The organism is Burkholderia sp. Ac-20379, assembly GCF_017104645.1.
In the GTDB taxonomy this organism is placed as follows: Bacteria; Pseudomonadota; Gammaproteobacteria; order Burkholderiales; family Burkholderiaceae; genus Burkholderia.
In genome coordinates this window covers 13,168-28,714 of sequence record NZ_JAAGPF010000075.1, presented here as the reverse complement: position 1 = coordinate 28,714, position 15,547 = coordinate 13,168, and the positions used below count along the sequence as shown (strand labels likewise).

Below are 15,547 nucleotides of genomic sequence, written 5' to 3'. Positions count from 1 at the left end.
GCCGCTGCCCGGTCGGCTGCGGCTTGTTGCCGCGCGGCCTCGGCGGCGGCGCGATCCTCGGCCGCCTGCTTCGCTGCGGCTTGCGCTGCTTCGCGATCCTCGGCCGCCTGCCGCGCTTCGGCTTGCGTGGCTTCGCGCTCGGCCAGCGCCTGCGAAATCGCGGCCTTGGCCGTGGCGCACTCGCTCGCCGCCTGCTGCGTGGCGAGTTCGGCGGCGTCGCGTTCGGTCGTGGCCTGCTTGATGGCGAGATCGGCCGCTTCGCGTTCCGTCTGCGCCTGCTTTATTGCGCGTTCTGCGGCATCGCGCTCGCTTGCAGCCCGTTTTGTTGCGGTTTCCGCGGCTTCGCGTTGCGTGGCGGCCTGCTTGAGCGCGGCGTGGGCCGCTTCGCGATCGGCGCCGACGCGCACGGCCAGCGCTTCGGCGGCCGTCTTGTCGGTGACGGCCTGTGCGGCGGCCGCTTCGGCTGCGGCCTGCACGGCGCGCATCTGTTCATGGAGGGCTTCGGTGGCCGCGCGGTCGGCGCTGGCCTGCTTGGCGGCGAGCTCGGCCGCGGCCTGCCCGGCGGAAAACTGTTCGGCGGTGGCGCGTGCGGCGCTCGCTTCCTCACCGGCGGCTTGGGCGGCGGCCCGATCGGCAGCCGCGGATTCGATTGCGGCCTTCGCGGCGCCCGCGACCGTTTGCGCGGTGTGGATGAGCTGATCGATGCCCGCACCGAGCGCTTCGATCTGGTCGTTCAGGTTCATGCGTGCCTTCTCTACGTAGGACCCGCGATTTTAACCGGTGCATCGCGCCCGGTTCGACCCCGACGTGTAACAAAGTGCTGGTAATGCGGCGATGCACGCACCCGGCACCTCGCCGGCGCTCAGCGCGCGAGGTAGCCCGCCTCGCGGAACCAGCCGAGCGCGTCGGCGAGACCTTCGCGATACGGCCGCGCGCGATAGCCGAGCTCGCGCTCGGCCTTGGCCGACGTGAAATACATCTTGTTCTTCGACATCTTCAGCCCGTCGACCGTCACGAACGGCTCGCGCTTGGTGAACTTCGCGACCACCTCGGCGGCGTATGCGATCGGGTAGAGCGGCCCGCGCGGCAGTGCGATGGTCGGCGGCTTGCGGCCCACCATCTGCGCGATGTCGGCCAGCATCTGCTGCAGCGGCAGATTCTCGCCGCCGAGGATGTAGCGCTCGCCGATGCGGCCCTTGTCGAGCGCGAGGAAGTGGCCGTGCGCGACGTCGTCCACGTGCACGAGATTCAGGCCGGTGTCGACGAAGGCCGGGATCTTGCCGGTGGCCGCTTCGACGATGATGCGCCCGGTCGGCGTGGGCTTCACGTCGCGCGGGCCGATCGGCGTGGACGGGTTGACGATCACGGCCGGCAGCCCGTCCTCGGCGATCATCCGCTCCACGGCGCGCTCGGCCAGCACCTTGCTGCGCTTGTAGACGCCGATCGCGCCTTCGGGCGTCAGCGGCGAGGTTTCGTCGGTGGACTGGCCCGAGCTGGTCACCTTCAGCGTGGCCACGCTGCTGGTATAGACGATGCGCTCGACGCCCTCGGCCAGCGCGGCGCGCATCGTCGCGACCGCGCCTTCGAGGTTGGCGCGCTCGATCTCGAGCGGGTCGGGCGCCCACAGCCGGTAATCGGCCGCCACGTGCAGCAGGTAGCGCACGCCGCGCAGCGCCTGGCGCATCGAGGCCTCGTCGCGCATGTCGCCGGTGACGATCTCGGCGTCGAGCCCGGCGACGTTGGTGCGCGGGCTGGAGGCGCGCACCAGCACGCGCACCGCATAGCCCTTGGCTTGCGCGATGCGCGCCACCGACGAGCCGACGAAGCCGGACGCGCCGGTCACGAGTACGAGATCGCGTTGTGTATCAGTCATGCCATTCCTTGATGTCGCGCGGCGCGCGGCGGTTATGCGTGATGCGCGATTGTACGTGCTGCGCATGGCGCGGGCGCCCGGCGCGCGCCATGCGACGCGACTACAATGCGGGGCTTCGATGCAAACGGATGGGGAACGACATGAGCGGCAACGATCTCGACGAACGGGTGGAAACGATCTACGTGCGCGTGCGCGGCGTGGTGCAGGGCGTCGGCTTTCGTCATGCCACCGTGCGCGAGGCGCATTCGCTGAAGTTGCGCGGCTGGGTCTCCAATCTCGAGGACGGTTCGGTCGAAGCGATGATCCAGGGGCCGGCCGCCGAGATCGACCGGATGCTCGCCTGGCTGCGTCACGGGCCGCCCGCCGCGCGCGTGAGCGAGGTGGAGTTCGAGGAACGCCAGACCGACAAGCGCTTCGAGCGATTCCAGCAAAACTGATCGGGGCCGCGGGATCGATGATTCACGAATTTCCGGAGGCGCGGCGCGGCCTGGCGCTGTCGGTGGCCGCGTCGGCGCTGTTCGCGCTGATGTCGGTGTATGCGAAGCTGCTCGCGCCGCTGACAGGCCTCGACATCTTCGCGTGGCGCATTGTCTGGACCTTGCCCGGCGCGCTCGCGCTGGTGGCGATGCGCGGCCGCCTCGGCGAGCTCGCGGCACTCGTGCGGCGCATGGCCGGCAACCGGCGTGTGGCGCTCGCCGTGATCGGCGGCGCGGCGCTGCTCGGCATGCAGCTGTGGCTGTTTTTGTGGGCGCCGCTGCATGGCCGCATGCTCGAGGTGTCGCTCGGCTATTTCCTGCTGCCGCTGACGATGGTGCTGGTGGGGCGCTTCGTCTATCGCGAATCGCTGTCGATGCTGCAATGGTGCGCGATCGCATTCGCGGCGCTCGGCGTGCTGCACGAGTTGTGGGTGACCGGCGCGTTCGCGTGGCCGACGCTGGTGGTGGCGATCGGCTATCCGCCGTATTTCATGCTGCGCCGGCGCATGGATGTCGAGCCGCTCACGCTGTTCGCCGTCGAAATGCTCGCGCTGCTGCCGGTGGCGGTGCTCACGCTGCTCACGATCGGCACGCCGGTGAGCGGCCACACGCTGTTGCTGTCGGTGTGGCTGCCGGGGCTCGGCGTGCTGTCGACGCTCGCGCTCGGCTGCTATCTGAAAGCGAGCCGAATGTTGCCGATGGCGCTGTTCGGCATCCTCGGCTACGTGGAGCCGGTGCTGATCGTCGCGGCCGCCGTGCTGCTGCTCGGCGAATCGCTGAGCGCACAGCAACTCGGCACGTATTTCCCGATCTGGATCGCCGTCGCCCTGACGGCGTGGCACAGCTATCTGATCCTGCGTCGCGTGCAGGCGCACTGATGGTATGCGGCGGCGCGCACCACGCGTGTGCGCGTCGCGCCGCTTCCCGTGTTTTCTTTCGGATCGCATAGTAAATTCCGCGTGCGCCGTTTCGATTGTTTCGTTCTGCGATCAAACATGACAAAAACCGATGACGGATCGCTGACGCTTGTCTGGCAAGGCTGACAGTCACTAAACGGAAGAATTCGTTGCATTTTGTTACTTAGGGTATGCCCGTAGCGGCGTATAGACTTTCCGGACCGTCCCACTTTCGCATGCGGTCTCTTCCCGATGAACGGTCCAGTCTTCGCCCCCGCGCTACGGTGCATGCGAGTCAGGCATACGTGTCTCGCCGCGCGCTTGTCGCCGCCCCTCGCCACGCAATGCTTCGCTCTCCTTTCGATTTCCGGTTGGGCCTGCGTTCGCGCGCCGCTTCGTTCCGAGCGTGCGTCATGGCAGTGACCGACGCACGCCACGCCACCGCACCGGCGCGCTCCGGCCGCGTGATCGAAATCGACTTCTTTCGCGGCATCGTGTTGTTGATGATCGTCGTCGACCATATCGGCGGCAGCATCGTCTCGAAGTTCACGCTGCATTCGTTCGCGCTGTGCGACGCCGCCGAAGTGTTCGTGTTCCTCGGCGGCTTCGCGGCGGCGAGCGCGTTCGTCTCGATGTCCGAGCGCTATGGCGCCGACGTCGCACGGAAGCGCTTCATGCGGCGCGCGGTGCAGATCTATCGCGCGTTTCTCGCCACCACCACGCTGATGCTGGTGGTGTCCGCCGTGCTCGATCATTACGGCATCGAATCGCCGAATCTCGCGCTCGACGATGTCAGCGTGATGCTGGCCACGCCGTTGACGGGCCTGATCGAGGTGCTGACGTTCCAGCGCCAGCCGTATCTGGCGTCGGTGCTGCCGATGTACGTGCTGTTCGCGCTCGCCGTGCCGGCCATCGTGCCGCTCGCGCGCCGCTGGCCCGTGTGGCTGTTCGCCGGCAGTTGCGCCGCGTGGCTTGCGTCCGGGTGGCTCGGCGCGCAATTGCTCGACACGCCGTCGTTCAAGTGGAGCTTCAACCCGTTCGCGTGGCAACTGATGTTCGTGCTCGGCGCGCTGGTGCGCTGCCAGCCGATCTATCGCACGCTCGCCGCGAGCCGTTACGGCGCGGTGCTGACCGGCGTGGCGCTCGGCATCGCGTTGGTGTGCGCGTACTACAAGCTGTTCTCGGGGCTGCCGCTGCCCGAAGGCGTGATGAAACGCGACCTGGCGTGGCCGCGCGTGATCAGCTTCCTCGCGGTGGCGTGGTTGATGGCCGATCTGGTGCGTTCGGGCTGGGTAGGCAAGCTCGCGCGCGCGGTGCAGCCGGTGGTGGCCGTGGGGCAGCGCGGGCTGGTGTGTTACGTGGTGGGCACCGCGATCTCGCTCACGCTCGATTCGCTGATGCACCATGCGGCGATGAGCCCGCGCTTCTCGCCGTTCGGCGTGGGCCTCGCGGCCGATACGGTCGCGCTCGGCTGCCTGCTGATGCTCGCGAGCTCGGGCGGCTGGTGGCAGCGCATGCGGCGCGCGCCGGCGTAAGGCACGACAGCATGAAGCGCCGGGCTCCGGCGCTTTTTTCTTGCGCGTCCGTTTCCGTATCCCCGCGTTTGCGCTCCCAGGTCGGATTCCGGCCGCCCGCGCCGTTCACCGCGAAGGTGAGCGAATACGGGAGGCGGAGTCGGGCGTGGGGTCGTCTTCGGGGGCTTCGTCGGCGGTGTCCGACGGATCGGCGGCGCGGGCCAGTTCGGCATCCGCTTCGGCTGCCGCCCGCGCGGCACGCAGCGCGGTGCAGCGCTGCGCGCGGCGGATGTCGGCCAGCGTGCGCACGATCCGGATCGTCCTTTTGTTCATCTCGCTCTCCAGCAGGCCCGGGGGCGGGCTGCTTTCAGTGTAGGACGCCGCGGCGCGCTTCGCCGGCCGACTGTGGCGCGCAAGCCGCGCGCCGAGGGATATTACCGAGCCGCCGCGCCGTTCGCGTGCAGAGCGGCGTTCTCGTTCTCGCGCGCCTGCGCGTGGCTGTGATGCGCGCGCGAGAGCTTCGCCATCAGCGGCAGCAGCAGGCACGACACGAGCGTGCCGCCCACCGCCACCCAGCCGAGGGTCGAGAACAGGTGCACGTACAGCGGCAGCGACGCCGTGGCCGGCAGATCGTGCGACGGCATCTGCGCGAGGTTCGCGACCACGCTGCCCAGATACTGCGAAATGCCGGTGGCGACGAAGTACGCGCCCATCATGAAGCCGCCCATCCGGGCCGGCACGTAGCGCGCGATCATCGCGAGGCCCAGGCCGCTGACGAGCAGCTCGCCCAGCGAATAGAGGCCGTAGCCGCCCACCATGAACCACGACGACACGCGGCCGTCCACGGCGAAGCGCCCGCTCGCCGCGAACACGAAGAAGCCGGCCGCCACCACGGCGAAGCCGAGCATGTACTTCACGGCCACCGGCACGTTCACGCCGCGATTCGACAGCGAGTTGTAGATCCACACCAGCACCGGGCTCAGCAACATGATCCAGATCGGATTGAGCGCCTGGAACTGGCCGGCGCTCCAGGTGAACAGCGTCGTGCCGAACAGCGTGAAGCCCGGATCGACGTTACGGAATGCGAACAAGGTCAGCGAGGTCGACATCTGCTGATAGAAGACGAAGAACAGGATCACCTGCGCGATCAGCACCAGCGCGGCGATCAGGCCCGAGCGCTCCGAGCGGTTCGCCCGCACGATCATGTAGACGAAGATCGCCAGCACCACGAACGCGGCGGTCCATACCGCCGCCACCGCCAGCGCCTTGTGGCCGAGCAGGAACGTGGTGACCAGCGCGAGCGCCACGCCGCCGGCCGCGACGGCCGCCGCGCGGCCCCAGCGCACCGGCGCGTCGTCGGGTTGCGAGCCGACGTGCTTGAGCGTGCGCTGCATCAGCAAGTAGTTGACGAGCCCCACCGCCATGCCGGCGCAGCACACGGCGAAGGCCGGGTGCCAGCCCCAGCGATCCTTGATCCACGGCGTGACGAGCATCGAGACGGTCGAGCCGATGTTGACCGCCATGTAGTAGATCGTGAACGCGCTGTCGAGGCGCGCGTCGTCGCCTTCGTAGATGCGCCGCACGAGGTTCGCGGCATTCGCCTTGAACAGGCCGTTGCCCACCACCATCACGCCGAGCGATGTGTAGAGGAACTGAAGACTGTCGTTCGGCATCGCGAGCATCAGGTAGCCGACGCCGAGCACGGCCGCGCCGATCAGCATCGTGCGGCGCGTGCCGAGCACGTGATCGCCGATCCAGCCGCCGACCGACGGCGCCGCGTAGATCAGCGCCACGAACGCACCCCAGATCAGGTTCGCGTTGCTGTCCTCGAAGCCGAGCTTCTCGACCATGAACAGCACCATCAGCGCGACCATGCCGTAATAGCCGAAGCGCTCCCACATTTCGATCAGAAAGACCGTTGCGAACGATCGCGTTTTGGAAACAGGTGTTGAGACGGGCATCGTTGTCCTCGAATATCGTTTTTAGCGCCGCATCGCGCGTGACGGGTGCGGCGGGTTCGGAATGGCGCGGCGCCGGGAGGCGGGCGCGCCGGCATGAGGGGCGACGCTCAGGCGGGAGGCGCGGTGCTGGCGTGGTGGCGACAACGTTTGCATCGCGGCCGTAGGGCAGCGTGGGCGCGCATGGCGCGCGCGGGGCGGGGAACGGCATTCATGTCGGATGAACCTCGGTGCGGCCGGATAGGGACGCTTGAAACAAGGCGGCAGGCAGCCGGTGGGCTGTGTGCCGGCCATGACGACGGGCCGGGCGCGAGGGTGTCGCGCTTCGGGGCGGCCGCATTGTCACGACGCGGTTGCCGCCCGTCACTTCGGGAAATCCCGCGACCGATGCGGCGACAACCCGTTTTTACGTGACCGGGATGGCACGCCGCGCAAACCTTTTCGTTCAGGAATGCTGCGAATCGGGCACGAATTCCGCGAGCGATCTGGCAAGATGACGCCTCGCAGCAGCGTTGCGCGGGGTGCGCCAAGGCGCAGGCCGTCTCGTTGACACGGTCACGAAGACGAAGATTAAGCCATATCGATCAAACTTCGTTACTTTCCATCAAACTTTTTTTGACGATCAGATTTCGGCCTGCTATGGTTGCTTCCACTGAAAACACGCGGCCCAGAAGTGCGGCCGTCGAGCTGGGCGGAAAGATTCGGGCGCTCAGGCAGCGCTTGAAACGCACGCTCGACGACACGGCCAGCGCCGCGGGTATTTCAAAGCCGTTTTTGTCCCAGGTCGAGCGCGGCCTGGCTTCGCCGTCGATCACATCGCTCGCCGGCATTGCGCAGGCGCTCGGCGTGAACGTGCAGTATTTCGTCGAGACGCCGAGCGAGGAGCGTTCGGTGTGCCGCGGCGATCAACTGCGCTTCTTCAGCTTCGCCGATTCGGCCAACTTGTTCGCACGACTGACGAACGTGTCGGCCGGCCGGCAGCTCGAAGCGATTCTCGTGCGCATGCCGCCGGGGCAAAAGCGCTCGGAAGTCACGACGCATGCAGGGGAGGAATTCCTGTACGTGATCGAGGGCGAAGTATCGTTGACGCTGGAAGGCAAGACGTTCGTCGTGCAGGCCGGCGACAGCGCGCATTACCTGTCGACCGTGCCGCATAGCTGGGTCAACACCGCGAAGCAGGAATCGGTGGTGGTCTGGGTCGGTACACCGCGACTCTTCTAAAAGCCGGGTCATCTTCCGTTTCTCCGAACGGGGTGTCCCCACGGAGATAATCAGGATAACGACATGAATGGCACGTCCCACAGTCCCCCGCGTTTCGCCTAGCCACATCACATAACACGCAGCGCCCACCGTTCGCTGCGCCGCCGGCTTTTCCGTTTTGCATCGTCACGTCCGTCGCGCCGTTTTCAAGGCCGCGAGGGTGGTGCTCGCGCGTGCCTGCCGTGTTTAACGTTTGCGGCAGAGGGCATGCGTGCGCCGTGACGATGCACGCGCGCGGCGGCGCAGGCCAAACCTGAGAGACACCCTAACGATGAACCGATCCGCTACCCCACGGCACCTGCGCCGTGCGCCGCGCCTTGCCTGGATGCTTCCCGTGCTGGCTGGAATCGCCGCCGTGCCGGCACATGCCGACGATGCCGCGGCCGTGCCTGCCGCTCACGCAGCGCCGTCGCTGGCGCAAGCCACCACGCCGAACGCCGTGATCGATGCCGAGGCGAACCAGGCGCCGTCGCCCGCGCCGAACGTCGATGCTTCCGCGCAATCGAAATCGCGCGGCTTCGTGCAGGACAGCCACCTCGAACTGATGTTCCGCAATTACGCCGATGCGCTCGACGCGAAGGGCGGCCCGCATCGCCATGCGTGGATCCAGGCGGTGATGGCGAATTTCGAATCGGGCTACACCGGCGGGCTGATCGGCTTCGGCGTGGATGCTTCGGTGTACGCAGCATTGAAACTGGACGGCGGCGCGGGCGGCGGCAACATGGTGCATGTGGCGAAGGGCGGCGGCGGATCGAACCAGCTCGGCTGGGCATACCCCGGCGTCTACGACGTGAAGGCGCGGATCTCGAACACGGTGATCAAATACGGCCTGCAGATCGTCGACAACCCGTTCATGGAGCCGCACGACAATCGCGCGCTGCCGCCGACCTTTCTCGGTGCGACCATCGTCAGCAACGAATTCCGCAACGTGATGCTCGAGGCAGGCAGCTTCACGAAGACCGATGCGCGCGGCCGCTCCACGCTGGTCGACTTGACCTCGCAATACGGCGGCACGCGGATCGACCGCCTCACGTATGCCGGCGGCACCTGGGATTACTCGCCAGCCGGTTCTGTCGCGCTCTACGCGAATCAGGCCGAGAACGTGTGGAACCAGTATTACGCGTCGGTGCGGCAGAGCTATGGCGCGCCGAGCGGCGTGAAGTGGACGGGCTTCGGCAACGTCTATTCGACGCACGACACGGGCGATGCACGGCAAGGCAAGATCGACAACAACGCGTACAGCCTGTCGCTCGCCGCGCAGCATGGCCCGCACGAATTGCTGCTTGGTTTCCAGCAGGTGCTCGGCGATCAATACTTCGATTACCTGAACGAAACCAACGGCATTTTCCTGGTCGACTCGATGGACGTGGACTACAACGCGCCGCACGAAAAATCGCTGCAATTGCGCTATACGTTCTACGGCAAGGACGCGGGGCTGCCCGGCTTCAAGGCGATGGTGTGGGGGCTGACGGGCTGGGGCGCGGATGGTTCGGCGGGCGCCGCGAACGATCCGACGCACGCGGGCATCTACTGGAAGGATGGCCTGCCCGTGCAGGGCCGCCATCACGAGTTCGGTTTCATCCCTTCGTACACGATCCAGAACGGCCGCTTCAAGGATACGAAGATCACCTTCATCGCGATGTGGCACGTGGGCTCGGCGCACTACTCGGACAGCACCAATCAGGAATACCGATTGGTGGTGAACCTGCCGGTGTCGGTGTTCTGAGGGTGTTTCGAGCCGCGCTTTGCGTCAGGCCGTTTTCGGCGTGGGCGCGATGCCGGCCGGTTCGATGCCGGCGATGCCGTCCAGCGGGTGGCCGGTGTCGCGCCAGGCGTCGAGGCCGCCGCGCAGCGCGAGGGCATCGGTGAAGCCGGCGTCCGACAGGCGCTTGGCCATCAGCGCGGCCGACACTTCGTTCGGGCACGAGCAATACACGACGAACTTCTGCCCGAGCGGGTAGCGCAGCGAGAATTCGCGCACGTTGCGCTCGTCGGCGAACACCGCGCCGGGAATCGAGAACGGATCGAGGCGGCGATGTTCGAGCGTGCGCACGTCCACCACCACCGGCAGCGCCGTGGGGTTGGCCAGCAGCAGTTGTTCGAGTTCGCCCACGTCGATGCGCGCGTTGGCGAGCGTGCGCAGCAGCGCGCGGCGGCGCGACCAGCGCACGCTGGCATACAGCACGAGCAGCAAACCGATCAGCACCAGTGCGGCCTGGCCGAACTGGCTCGCGCCGGCGAACAGCCAGTCGATCTGCTCGGCGAACAGCAGCCCGATCAGCAGGCCGACCGCGGCCCACAGCATCGCGCCGAGCGCGTCGTAGCCGACGAACGTGCGGTACCGCGTGCCAAGCGCGCCGGCCATCGGCACCGAGACGAGCGAGAGGCCCGGCACGAAGCGCGCGATCGCCAGCACGCGCACGCCCCAGCGGCCGAAGAACTGCTCGGTTTTTTTCACGCAACTGTCGCGCGACAGCGACAGTCGGCAGAGCGTCTTGAGCGTGCGGCCGCCGAAACGGCGCCCCGCCAGATACCAGGCGGAATCGCCGAGCACCGCCGCCACCACGGCGAGCAGCAGCACCGGCAGCAATTGCATGCCGATCATGTCGGGATGCAGCGTGGCCATCGCGCCGAACAGGATGAGCGTCGGCATCGCGGGCACGGGCAGGCCGAGCGCGGCTGCCAGCACATTGACGAACACGATGAGCGGTCCGTACCGGACGACGAGGTCATGCAGCATGGCGAACGTGACGCAAGAAAGAGAGGATGGCGTAGGAAACGCAGATGGGCCGATTATCGGCCATTTTCAAGTCAACTGAGCGTAGGTCGGGCGACCTGAGGAAGCGGTGAGCGAAGCGATTGGCGCTTGGCTCACCGTCACGGCGAGAGATCAGGAGGGCGTGCGGGCGAACGTGGCGGCGACGTGCGATTCGCCGGGCAGTTCCGCGCCATGGGAACGGATCGCGGCGATCAGCTCGGCCGGCGTGATTTCGTAGCGCACTTCGCGATGGATGCCGGGCTTGCGCTCGTCGACCTCGATCAGCAACACGCTTTTACCGTCGTCGGTGGCTTCGAGCCGCAGCGAGCGCAGCTCGCGGCCGTCGGCCGAATCCAGTTCGCTCAGGAGGGCCATCGCCCCGGAAGCACCGGTCGTGCGCATCGAACAATTCCTCGTAACGTGTCAATGGAAGATGTTGTCTTGCGAACTGCTCCGACGCAGTGTAACGCGAACCGGCCAGTTGCAACGACAATTTCGAGATTCGAGACGCCGCAAAACGGGCGACTGGTCTGACATATCGCGTTCATCGAAGCAGCCATCGCGGTGGCCTGGCGACGCGGAAAATCGATGCGGATCCGGAGGGCCGGCGTGGCGCTTTTCCGCTTAGCGGGAAAAGCGGCGATGGCGTTGCCCGGCGTGCGAGCGGGCTGCGTGGCGTGGCGCCGCGAGCCCGTGCACCAAGGTGTGGCGCGCGCCGCCGTGAAAGCCGGCGCGCGGCGCGATCCGTCAGACCAGACCGGTTGCGTAGTACACGGCGATCACGAAGAACACGGCGAGCGTTTTGATCACCGTGACCGCGAAGATGTCGCGATACGACTCGCGGTGCGTGAGGCCGGTTACCGCGAGCAGTGTGATCACCGCGCCGTTGTGCGGCAGCGTATCCATGCCGCCGCTCGCCATCGCCACCACGCGGTGCAGGACTTCCATCGGAATGTGCGCGGCTTCCGCGCCCTTGATGAAGGTGTCCGACATGGCGGCCAGCGCGATGCTCATGCCGCCCGACGCGGAGCCGGTGATGCCGGCCAGCGAGCTGACCGACACGGCCGCGTTGACGAGCGGGTTCGGGATGCTCTTGAGCGCGTCGCTCACCACGAGGAAGCCGGGCAGCGCGGCGATCACGCCGCCGAACCCGTATTCCGAGGCGGTGTTCATGGCGGCCAGCAACGCGCCGCCGACGGCTGTCTTGGTGCCCGTGGCGAAACGCGCGCTCACGCGTGGGAACGCCGTGATCACCACCAGCAGGATGCCGAGCAGCAGCGCCGCCTCGACCGACCAGATCGCCACCACCGTCTTGATCGGCGTGGTGACCGGCGCGTGCAGGCCCGGCAGCACTTCCGGCGGCACCGTGTAGTTCGCGCCGCTGTACCACTGCGGGATCCACTTGGTCAGCAGGAAGTTCGCGACACCCACCAGCACCAGCGGCGCGACGGCGAGCACCGGGTTCGGCAGCGAGCTGGTTTCGACGCGTTCCGGCTCGTTGACGAGCGACGTGCCGTAGCCTTCGCCCTTGGCCATCGCGGCGCGGCGGCGCCATTCGAGGTAGGTCAGGCCCACGATGATGATGAACACCGAGCCGATCGTGCCGAGCGCGGGCGCGGCCCACGCGGTGGTCTTGAAGAACGTCGACGGGATGATGTTCTGGATCTGCGGCGTGCCCGGCAGCGAATCCATCGTGAACGAGAACGCGCCGAGGGCGATTGCGCCCGGCATCAACCGCTTCGGAATGTTGCTCTGGCGATAGAGTTCGGCCGCGAACGGATAGACGGCGAACACCACCACGAACAGCGACACGCCGCCGTAAGTCAGCAGTGCGCAGACCGCGACGATCACCGCGTTGGCGCGCGAGCGGCCGATATAGCGGATCGCGGCGGCGACGATCGACTCCGAGAAGCCCGACAGTTCGATCACCTTGCCGAACACGGCGCCGAGCAGGAACACCGGGAAGTAGAGTTTGACGAAGCCGACCATCTTCTCCATGAAGATGCCCGAGAAGACGGGGGCGACGGCGGCGGGATCGGTGAGCAGCACCGCGCCCAGTGCGGCGATCGGCGCGAACAGGATCACGCTGTAGCCGCGGTAGGCGGCGAACATCAGGAACGCCAGCGCAGCAAGGACGATGATGAATGACAAGTGAGTCTCCTATTTATTGATTCTTTCGATGTGGACGGGGTGTGTCCGTCCACGCCTGCTGCCGGTGCGTGCGCCGCCCGATTCGCAGGACGACGCTGTGGTGCAGATTTCATGCCAGAGCGCTTGCCGCCTGGGCGGCCGGCCGCCGAACGCCGCTTGGGCCGGGATTTCGCCGTGTGCCGAGCGATTGCCGCGATCGATTCTACCGAAGCCGTCCCGATTCCAGGACAAAGTCTGCCGCGCAGTGCCGGAAAACCACGCGCAGTGATTGCCGGGTATTGCTCGGCGGGTTTTTGGTGGCTGTCTCCGAAATGGGATAATGCGTCCCGATTCGGAGACGGCACGCATGCTCCGACAATAAACGGAGACGACGACACCATGATGAACGACTGGTCGAACCTGCCGGCCGGCTACGGCGACGTGCTGGCGCGCGCCGCCGAATCGCTGTTCCGCACCTTCGAGCATTCGAGCGCCGGCACGCTGATCGTCGATCGCGACGCGCGCGTCGTCTGGATCAATTCCCGTTATGCGGCCCGCTTCGGTTTCGCCGATCCTCGGCAGGCGATCGGGCTCGATTGCGAGGCGGTGATCCCGCACAGCCTGATGCGCGAAGTGGTGGCGACCGGGCGGCCCACCCTGCTCGACATCATGGAAACCGGCCGCGAGCCGCTCGTCGTCACACGGCTGCCGCTGCTCGACGAGGCCGGAGAGACGGTTGGCGCGATCGGCTTCGCGCTGTTCGACGAACTGAAGACGCTCACGCCGCTGTTCGCGCGCTACATGCAGGTGCAGCAGGAACTGCTTGCCGCGCAACGCTCGCTGGCGCAGGCGCGCCGCCCGAAGTACACGTTCGCGAGCTTCGTGGGCACCAGCGCGGCGAGCCTCGAAACCAAGCGGCAGGCGCGGCGCGCCGCGCTCGTGGATGCGCCGGTGCTGCTGCTCGGCGAAACCGGCACCGGCAAGGAGTTGCTTGCGCATGCGATCCACGCGGCGTCCGCGCGCGCCTCGAAGCCACTCGTGACCGTCAACGTGGCGGCCATTCCCGATGCCCTGCTCGAAACCGAATTCTTCGGCGCGGCGCCGGGCGCCTATACCGGTGCGGATCGCAAGGGCCGCATCGGCAAGTTCGAACTGGCCGACGGCGGCACGCTGCTGCTCGACGAGATCGGCGACATGCCGCTGCCGCTGCAGGGCAAGCTGCTGCGCGTGTTGCAGGACAAGGAGTTCGAACCGGTGGGCTCGAACCGGATCGTACGCGCCGACGTGCGGATCATCGCCGCGACCTCGGCCGATCTGCCGACGCTGGTGGCCACCGGCCGCTTCCGCGCCGATCTCTATTACCGGCTCAACGTGCTGACGCTGAACCTGCCGCCGCTGCGGGAACGCGCTTCGGATATCGAGGCGCTGGTGTATGCGACGCTGGAGGAACTGGCCGCGCAGCACGGTCACGCCGCACACTGCACGCTGACCGCCGACGCGCTGCGCCTGCTCGCCGCGCAAGCCTGGCCCGGCAACGTGCGCGAGCTGCGCAACACGCTCGAACGCGCGCTGATGCTCTCGGACAGCGCGCTGATCGACGCCGAGGTGCTGGCGCCGTTCGTGGGTGCGGGCACGGCGGCCGGCGCGCTCGGCCCGCGCGTGGCCGACATCGAGCAGGCGCCGCCGACGGCCGCCGCCGTGCCCGAACCCGTTGCTCCGGCAACCGTCGCCTACGCCGATGCATTCGCCGAATGGGAGCGACGTTTCCTCGTCGAGGCGCTGGCGGCGAGCAGTGGCCGCGTTGCGGACGCGGCCGCGCGCATCGGTATCGGGCGCACGACCTTCTACAAAAAGATCGCCGCGCTCGGTATCGATGCCTGACATCGCCATGGCGGCGGATTTCGCGCGTTCGCGTTTATTGTTCATGACTCGCAATTACACCTCGGGCGCGTAAGCGGATGGCGGCCGAATATACGGAGCGGTATATCGAGAGTTTAAGAATATTCATCATTTTTAAATCGAATAAATCTGACTTATGGCCTTGAATATGGCGTCGGCATGCGGGTTTGGCGAGACGGCAGGATCGCGAGCTTTCGTTTAACGGCGAAATGGCGCTGGCCGCCGCGAATTCGTCAGGCCCGGTCAAGCGGCCGGTAAGCCATGGTTCGAGGGGCAATGGCCGTGCCCGGCTTTCGTGTTTGGCCGACGGGCTTGCCGATTGAACCGTTTGCATCGGACATGACGTGTTTTCTCGCCCGGCAAATCGACTGCCGCGCCCTACGGCGTGGCATACTCGCGTCGTCCCGAAAGCACACAGACCGGAACCCTCCATGACAGATCGATTGGCGTCGGCGCCCTCGGCGCGCAAGCCGGCCGCACGAATTTTCCTGACGTTTGCCCTGTTTGCCAGCCTCGCCGGCTGCGGCGGCGGCGCGCCTTTATTTACGCCCGACGGCCGCGCCACGACGCAGGTTTCCTGCTCCGCCGCAGGCCCTTGGGATGCCTGTTTCGAAAATGCGCGCGGTATTTGCGGCGGCGATGTCGATACGGTTCGGCAATCCGTCGATAACGGCAGCCGCACGCTGCTGTTCGCATGTAAAGCCAAAAGCACCAATTGAGCGGTGGCGTCTCGTCGGTCAGCCGGGACGCAATACAAAAAAATATCAACCGCGCGTAATTTGA

Annotated in this window: 13 protein-coding genes and 1 pseudogene; 8 read left to right on the top strand and 6 right to left on the bottom strand. The window is 66.8% G+C overall.

The genetic code is table 11. The features are described from left to right. Positions 1 to 827, top strand: a pseudogene (locus G3N92_RS12725) (hypothetical protein); the annotation flags it as partial. Between the two features lie 35 nt (positions 828 to 862). Here the strand turns inward: G3N92_RS12725 and hpnA are convergent. Then, positions 863 to 1,873: a hopanoid-associated sugar epimerase gene (gene hpnA / locus G3N92_RS12720; RefSeq protein ID WP_206127878.1), complete on the bottom strand. Its 1,011-nt coding sequence runs from the start codon at positions 1,871 to 1,873 to the stop codon at positions 863 to 865. Positions 1,874 to 2,013: 140 nt separating this feature from the next. On the opposite strand from hpnA, the gene G3N92_RS12715 reads away from it, so the two are divergent. The 3 genes from G3N92_RS12715 (at position 2,014) to G3N92_RS12705 (ending at position 4,780) form a co-directional block, all read left to right on the top strand. Beyond that, positions 2,014 to 2,310 (top strand): acylphosphatase, encoded by a 297-nt coding sequence (locus tag G3N92_RS12715; protein ID WP_206127877.1) that lies wholly within the window; start codon positions 2,014 to 2,016, stop codon positions 2,308 to 2,310. A 17-nt stretch (positions 2,311 to 2,327) separates the two neighbouring features. Then, positions 2,328 to 3,227 (top strand): EamA family transporter RarD, encoded by a 900-nt coding sequence (gene rarD, locus G3N92_RS12710; protein ID WP_206127876.1) that lies wholly within the window; start codon positions 2,328 to 2,330, stop codon positions 3,225 to 3,227. 431 nt (positions 3,228 to 3,658) lie between these two features. Continuing rightward, positions 3,659 to 4,780, top strand: a complete 1,122-nt coding sequence (locus G3N92_RS12705) for an OpgC domain-containing protein (RefSeq protein WP_206127875.1) — start codon at positions 3,659 to 3,661, stop codon at positions 4,778 to 4,780. Positions 4,781 to 4,885: 105 nt separating this feature from the next. Here G3N92_RS12705 and G3N92_RS12700 read toward each other — a convergent pair whose 3' ends face one another. Further along, positions 4,886 to 5,092: a hypothetical protein gene (locus G3N92_RS12700; protein WP_206127874.1), complete on the bottom strand. Its 207-nt coding sequence runs from the start codon at positions 5,090 to 5,092 to the stop codon at positions 4,886 to 4,888. Between the two features lie 101 nt (positions 5,093 to 5,193). Beyond that, positions 5,194 to 6,720, bottom strand: a complete 1,527-nt coding sequence (locus G3N92_RS12695) for an oligopeptide:H+ symporter (RefSeq protein ID WP_206127873.1) — start codon at positions 6,718 to 6,720, stop codon at positions 5,194 to 5,196. Positions 6,721 to 7,356: 636 nt separating this feature from the next. Between G3N92_RS12695 and G3N92_RS12690 the strand changes: the two genes are divergently transcribed. Together G3N92_RS12690 and G3N92_RS12685 are read left to right on the top strand one after the other, a co-directional pair. Then, on the top strand, positions 7,357 to 7,938 hold the full coding sequence (locus G3N92_RS12690; protein ID WP_206127872.1) for a cupin domain-containing protein: 582 nt from the start codon (positions 7,357 to 7,359) through the stop codon (positions 7,936 to 7,938). 310 nt (positions 7,939 to 8,248) lie between these two features. After that, entirely contained in the window at positions 8,249 to 9,703 is a 1,455-nt protein-coding gene (locus G3N92_RS12685; RefSeq protein ID WP_206127871.1) for an OprD family porin, read from the top strand. A 24-nt stretch (positions 9,704 to 9,727) separates the two neighbouring features. Here the strand turns inward: G3N92_RS12685 and G3N92_RS12680 are convergent, their stop codons facing one another. The 3 genes from G3N92_RS12680 to G3N92_RS12670 all read right to left on the bottom strand — a co-directional run bounded on the left by G3N92_RS12680 (position 9,728) and on the right by G3N92_RS12670 (position 12,886). Then, on the bottom strand, positions 9,728 to 10,717 hold the full coding sequence (locus G3N92_RS12680; RefSeq protein WP_206127870.1) for a DedA family protein/thiosulfate sulfurtransferase GlpE: 990 nt from the start codon (positions 10,715 to 10,717) through the stop codon (positions 9,728 to 9,730). 150 nt (positions 10,718 to 10,867) lie between these two features. Further along, positions 10,868 to 11,137 (bottom strand): hypothetical protein, encoded by a 270-nt coding sequence (locus G3N92_RS12675; protein ID WP_206127869.1) that lies wholly within the window; start codon positions 11,135 to 11,137, stop codon positions 10,868 to 10,870. A 345-nt stretch (positions 11,138 to 11,482) separates the two neighbouring features. Further along, entirely contained in the window at positions 11,483 to 12,886 is a 1,404-nt protein-coding gene (locus tag G3N92_RS12670; protein ID WP_206127868.1) for a GntP family permease, read from the bottom strand. Positions 12,887 to 13,264: 378 nt separating this feature from the next. Between G3N92_RS12670 and G3N92_RS12665 the strand changes: the two genes are divergently transcribed. Continuing rightward, positions 13,265 to 14,746, top strand: coding sequence for a sigma 54-interacting transcriptional regulator (locus G3N92_RS12665; RefSeq protein ID WP_277396162.1), 1,482 nt, complete (start codon positions 13,265 to 13,267; stop codon positions 14,744 to 14,746). Positions 14,747 to 15,195: 449 nt separating this feature from the next. Continuing rightward, positions 15,196 to 15,483 carry a hypothetical protein gene (locus G3N92_RS12660; RefSeq protein WP_241014757.1) on the top strand — a complete coding sequence of 96 codons (288 nt, stop codon included), beginning with the start codon at positions 15,196 to 15,198 and terminating at the stop codon, positions 15,481 to 15,483. Positions 15,484 to 15,547 lie beyond the last annotated feature (64 nt).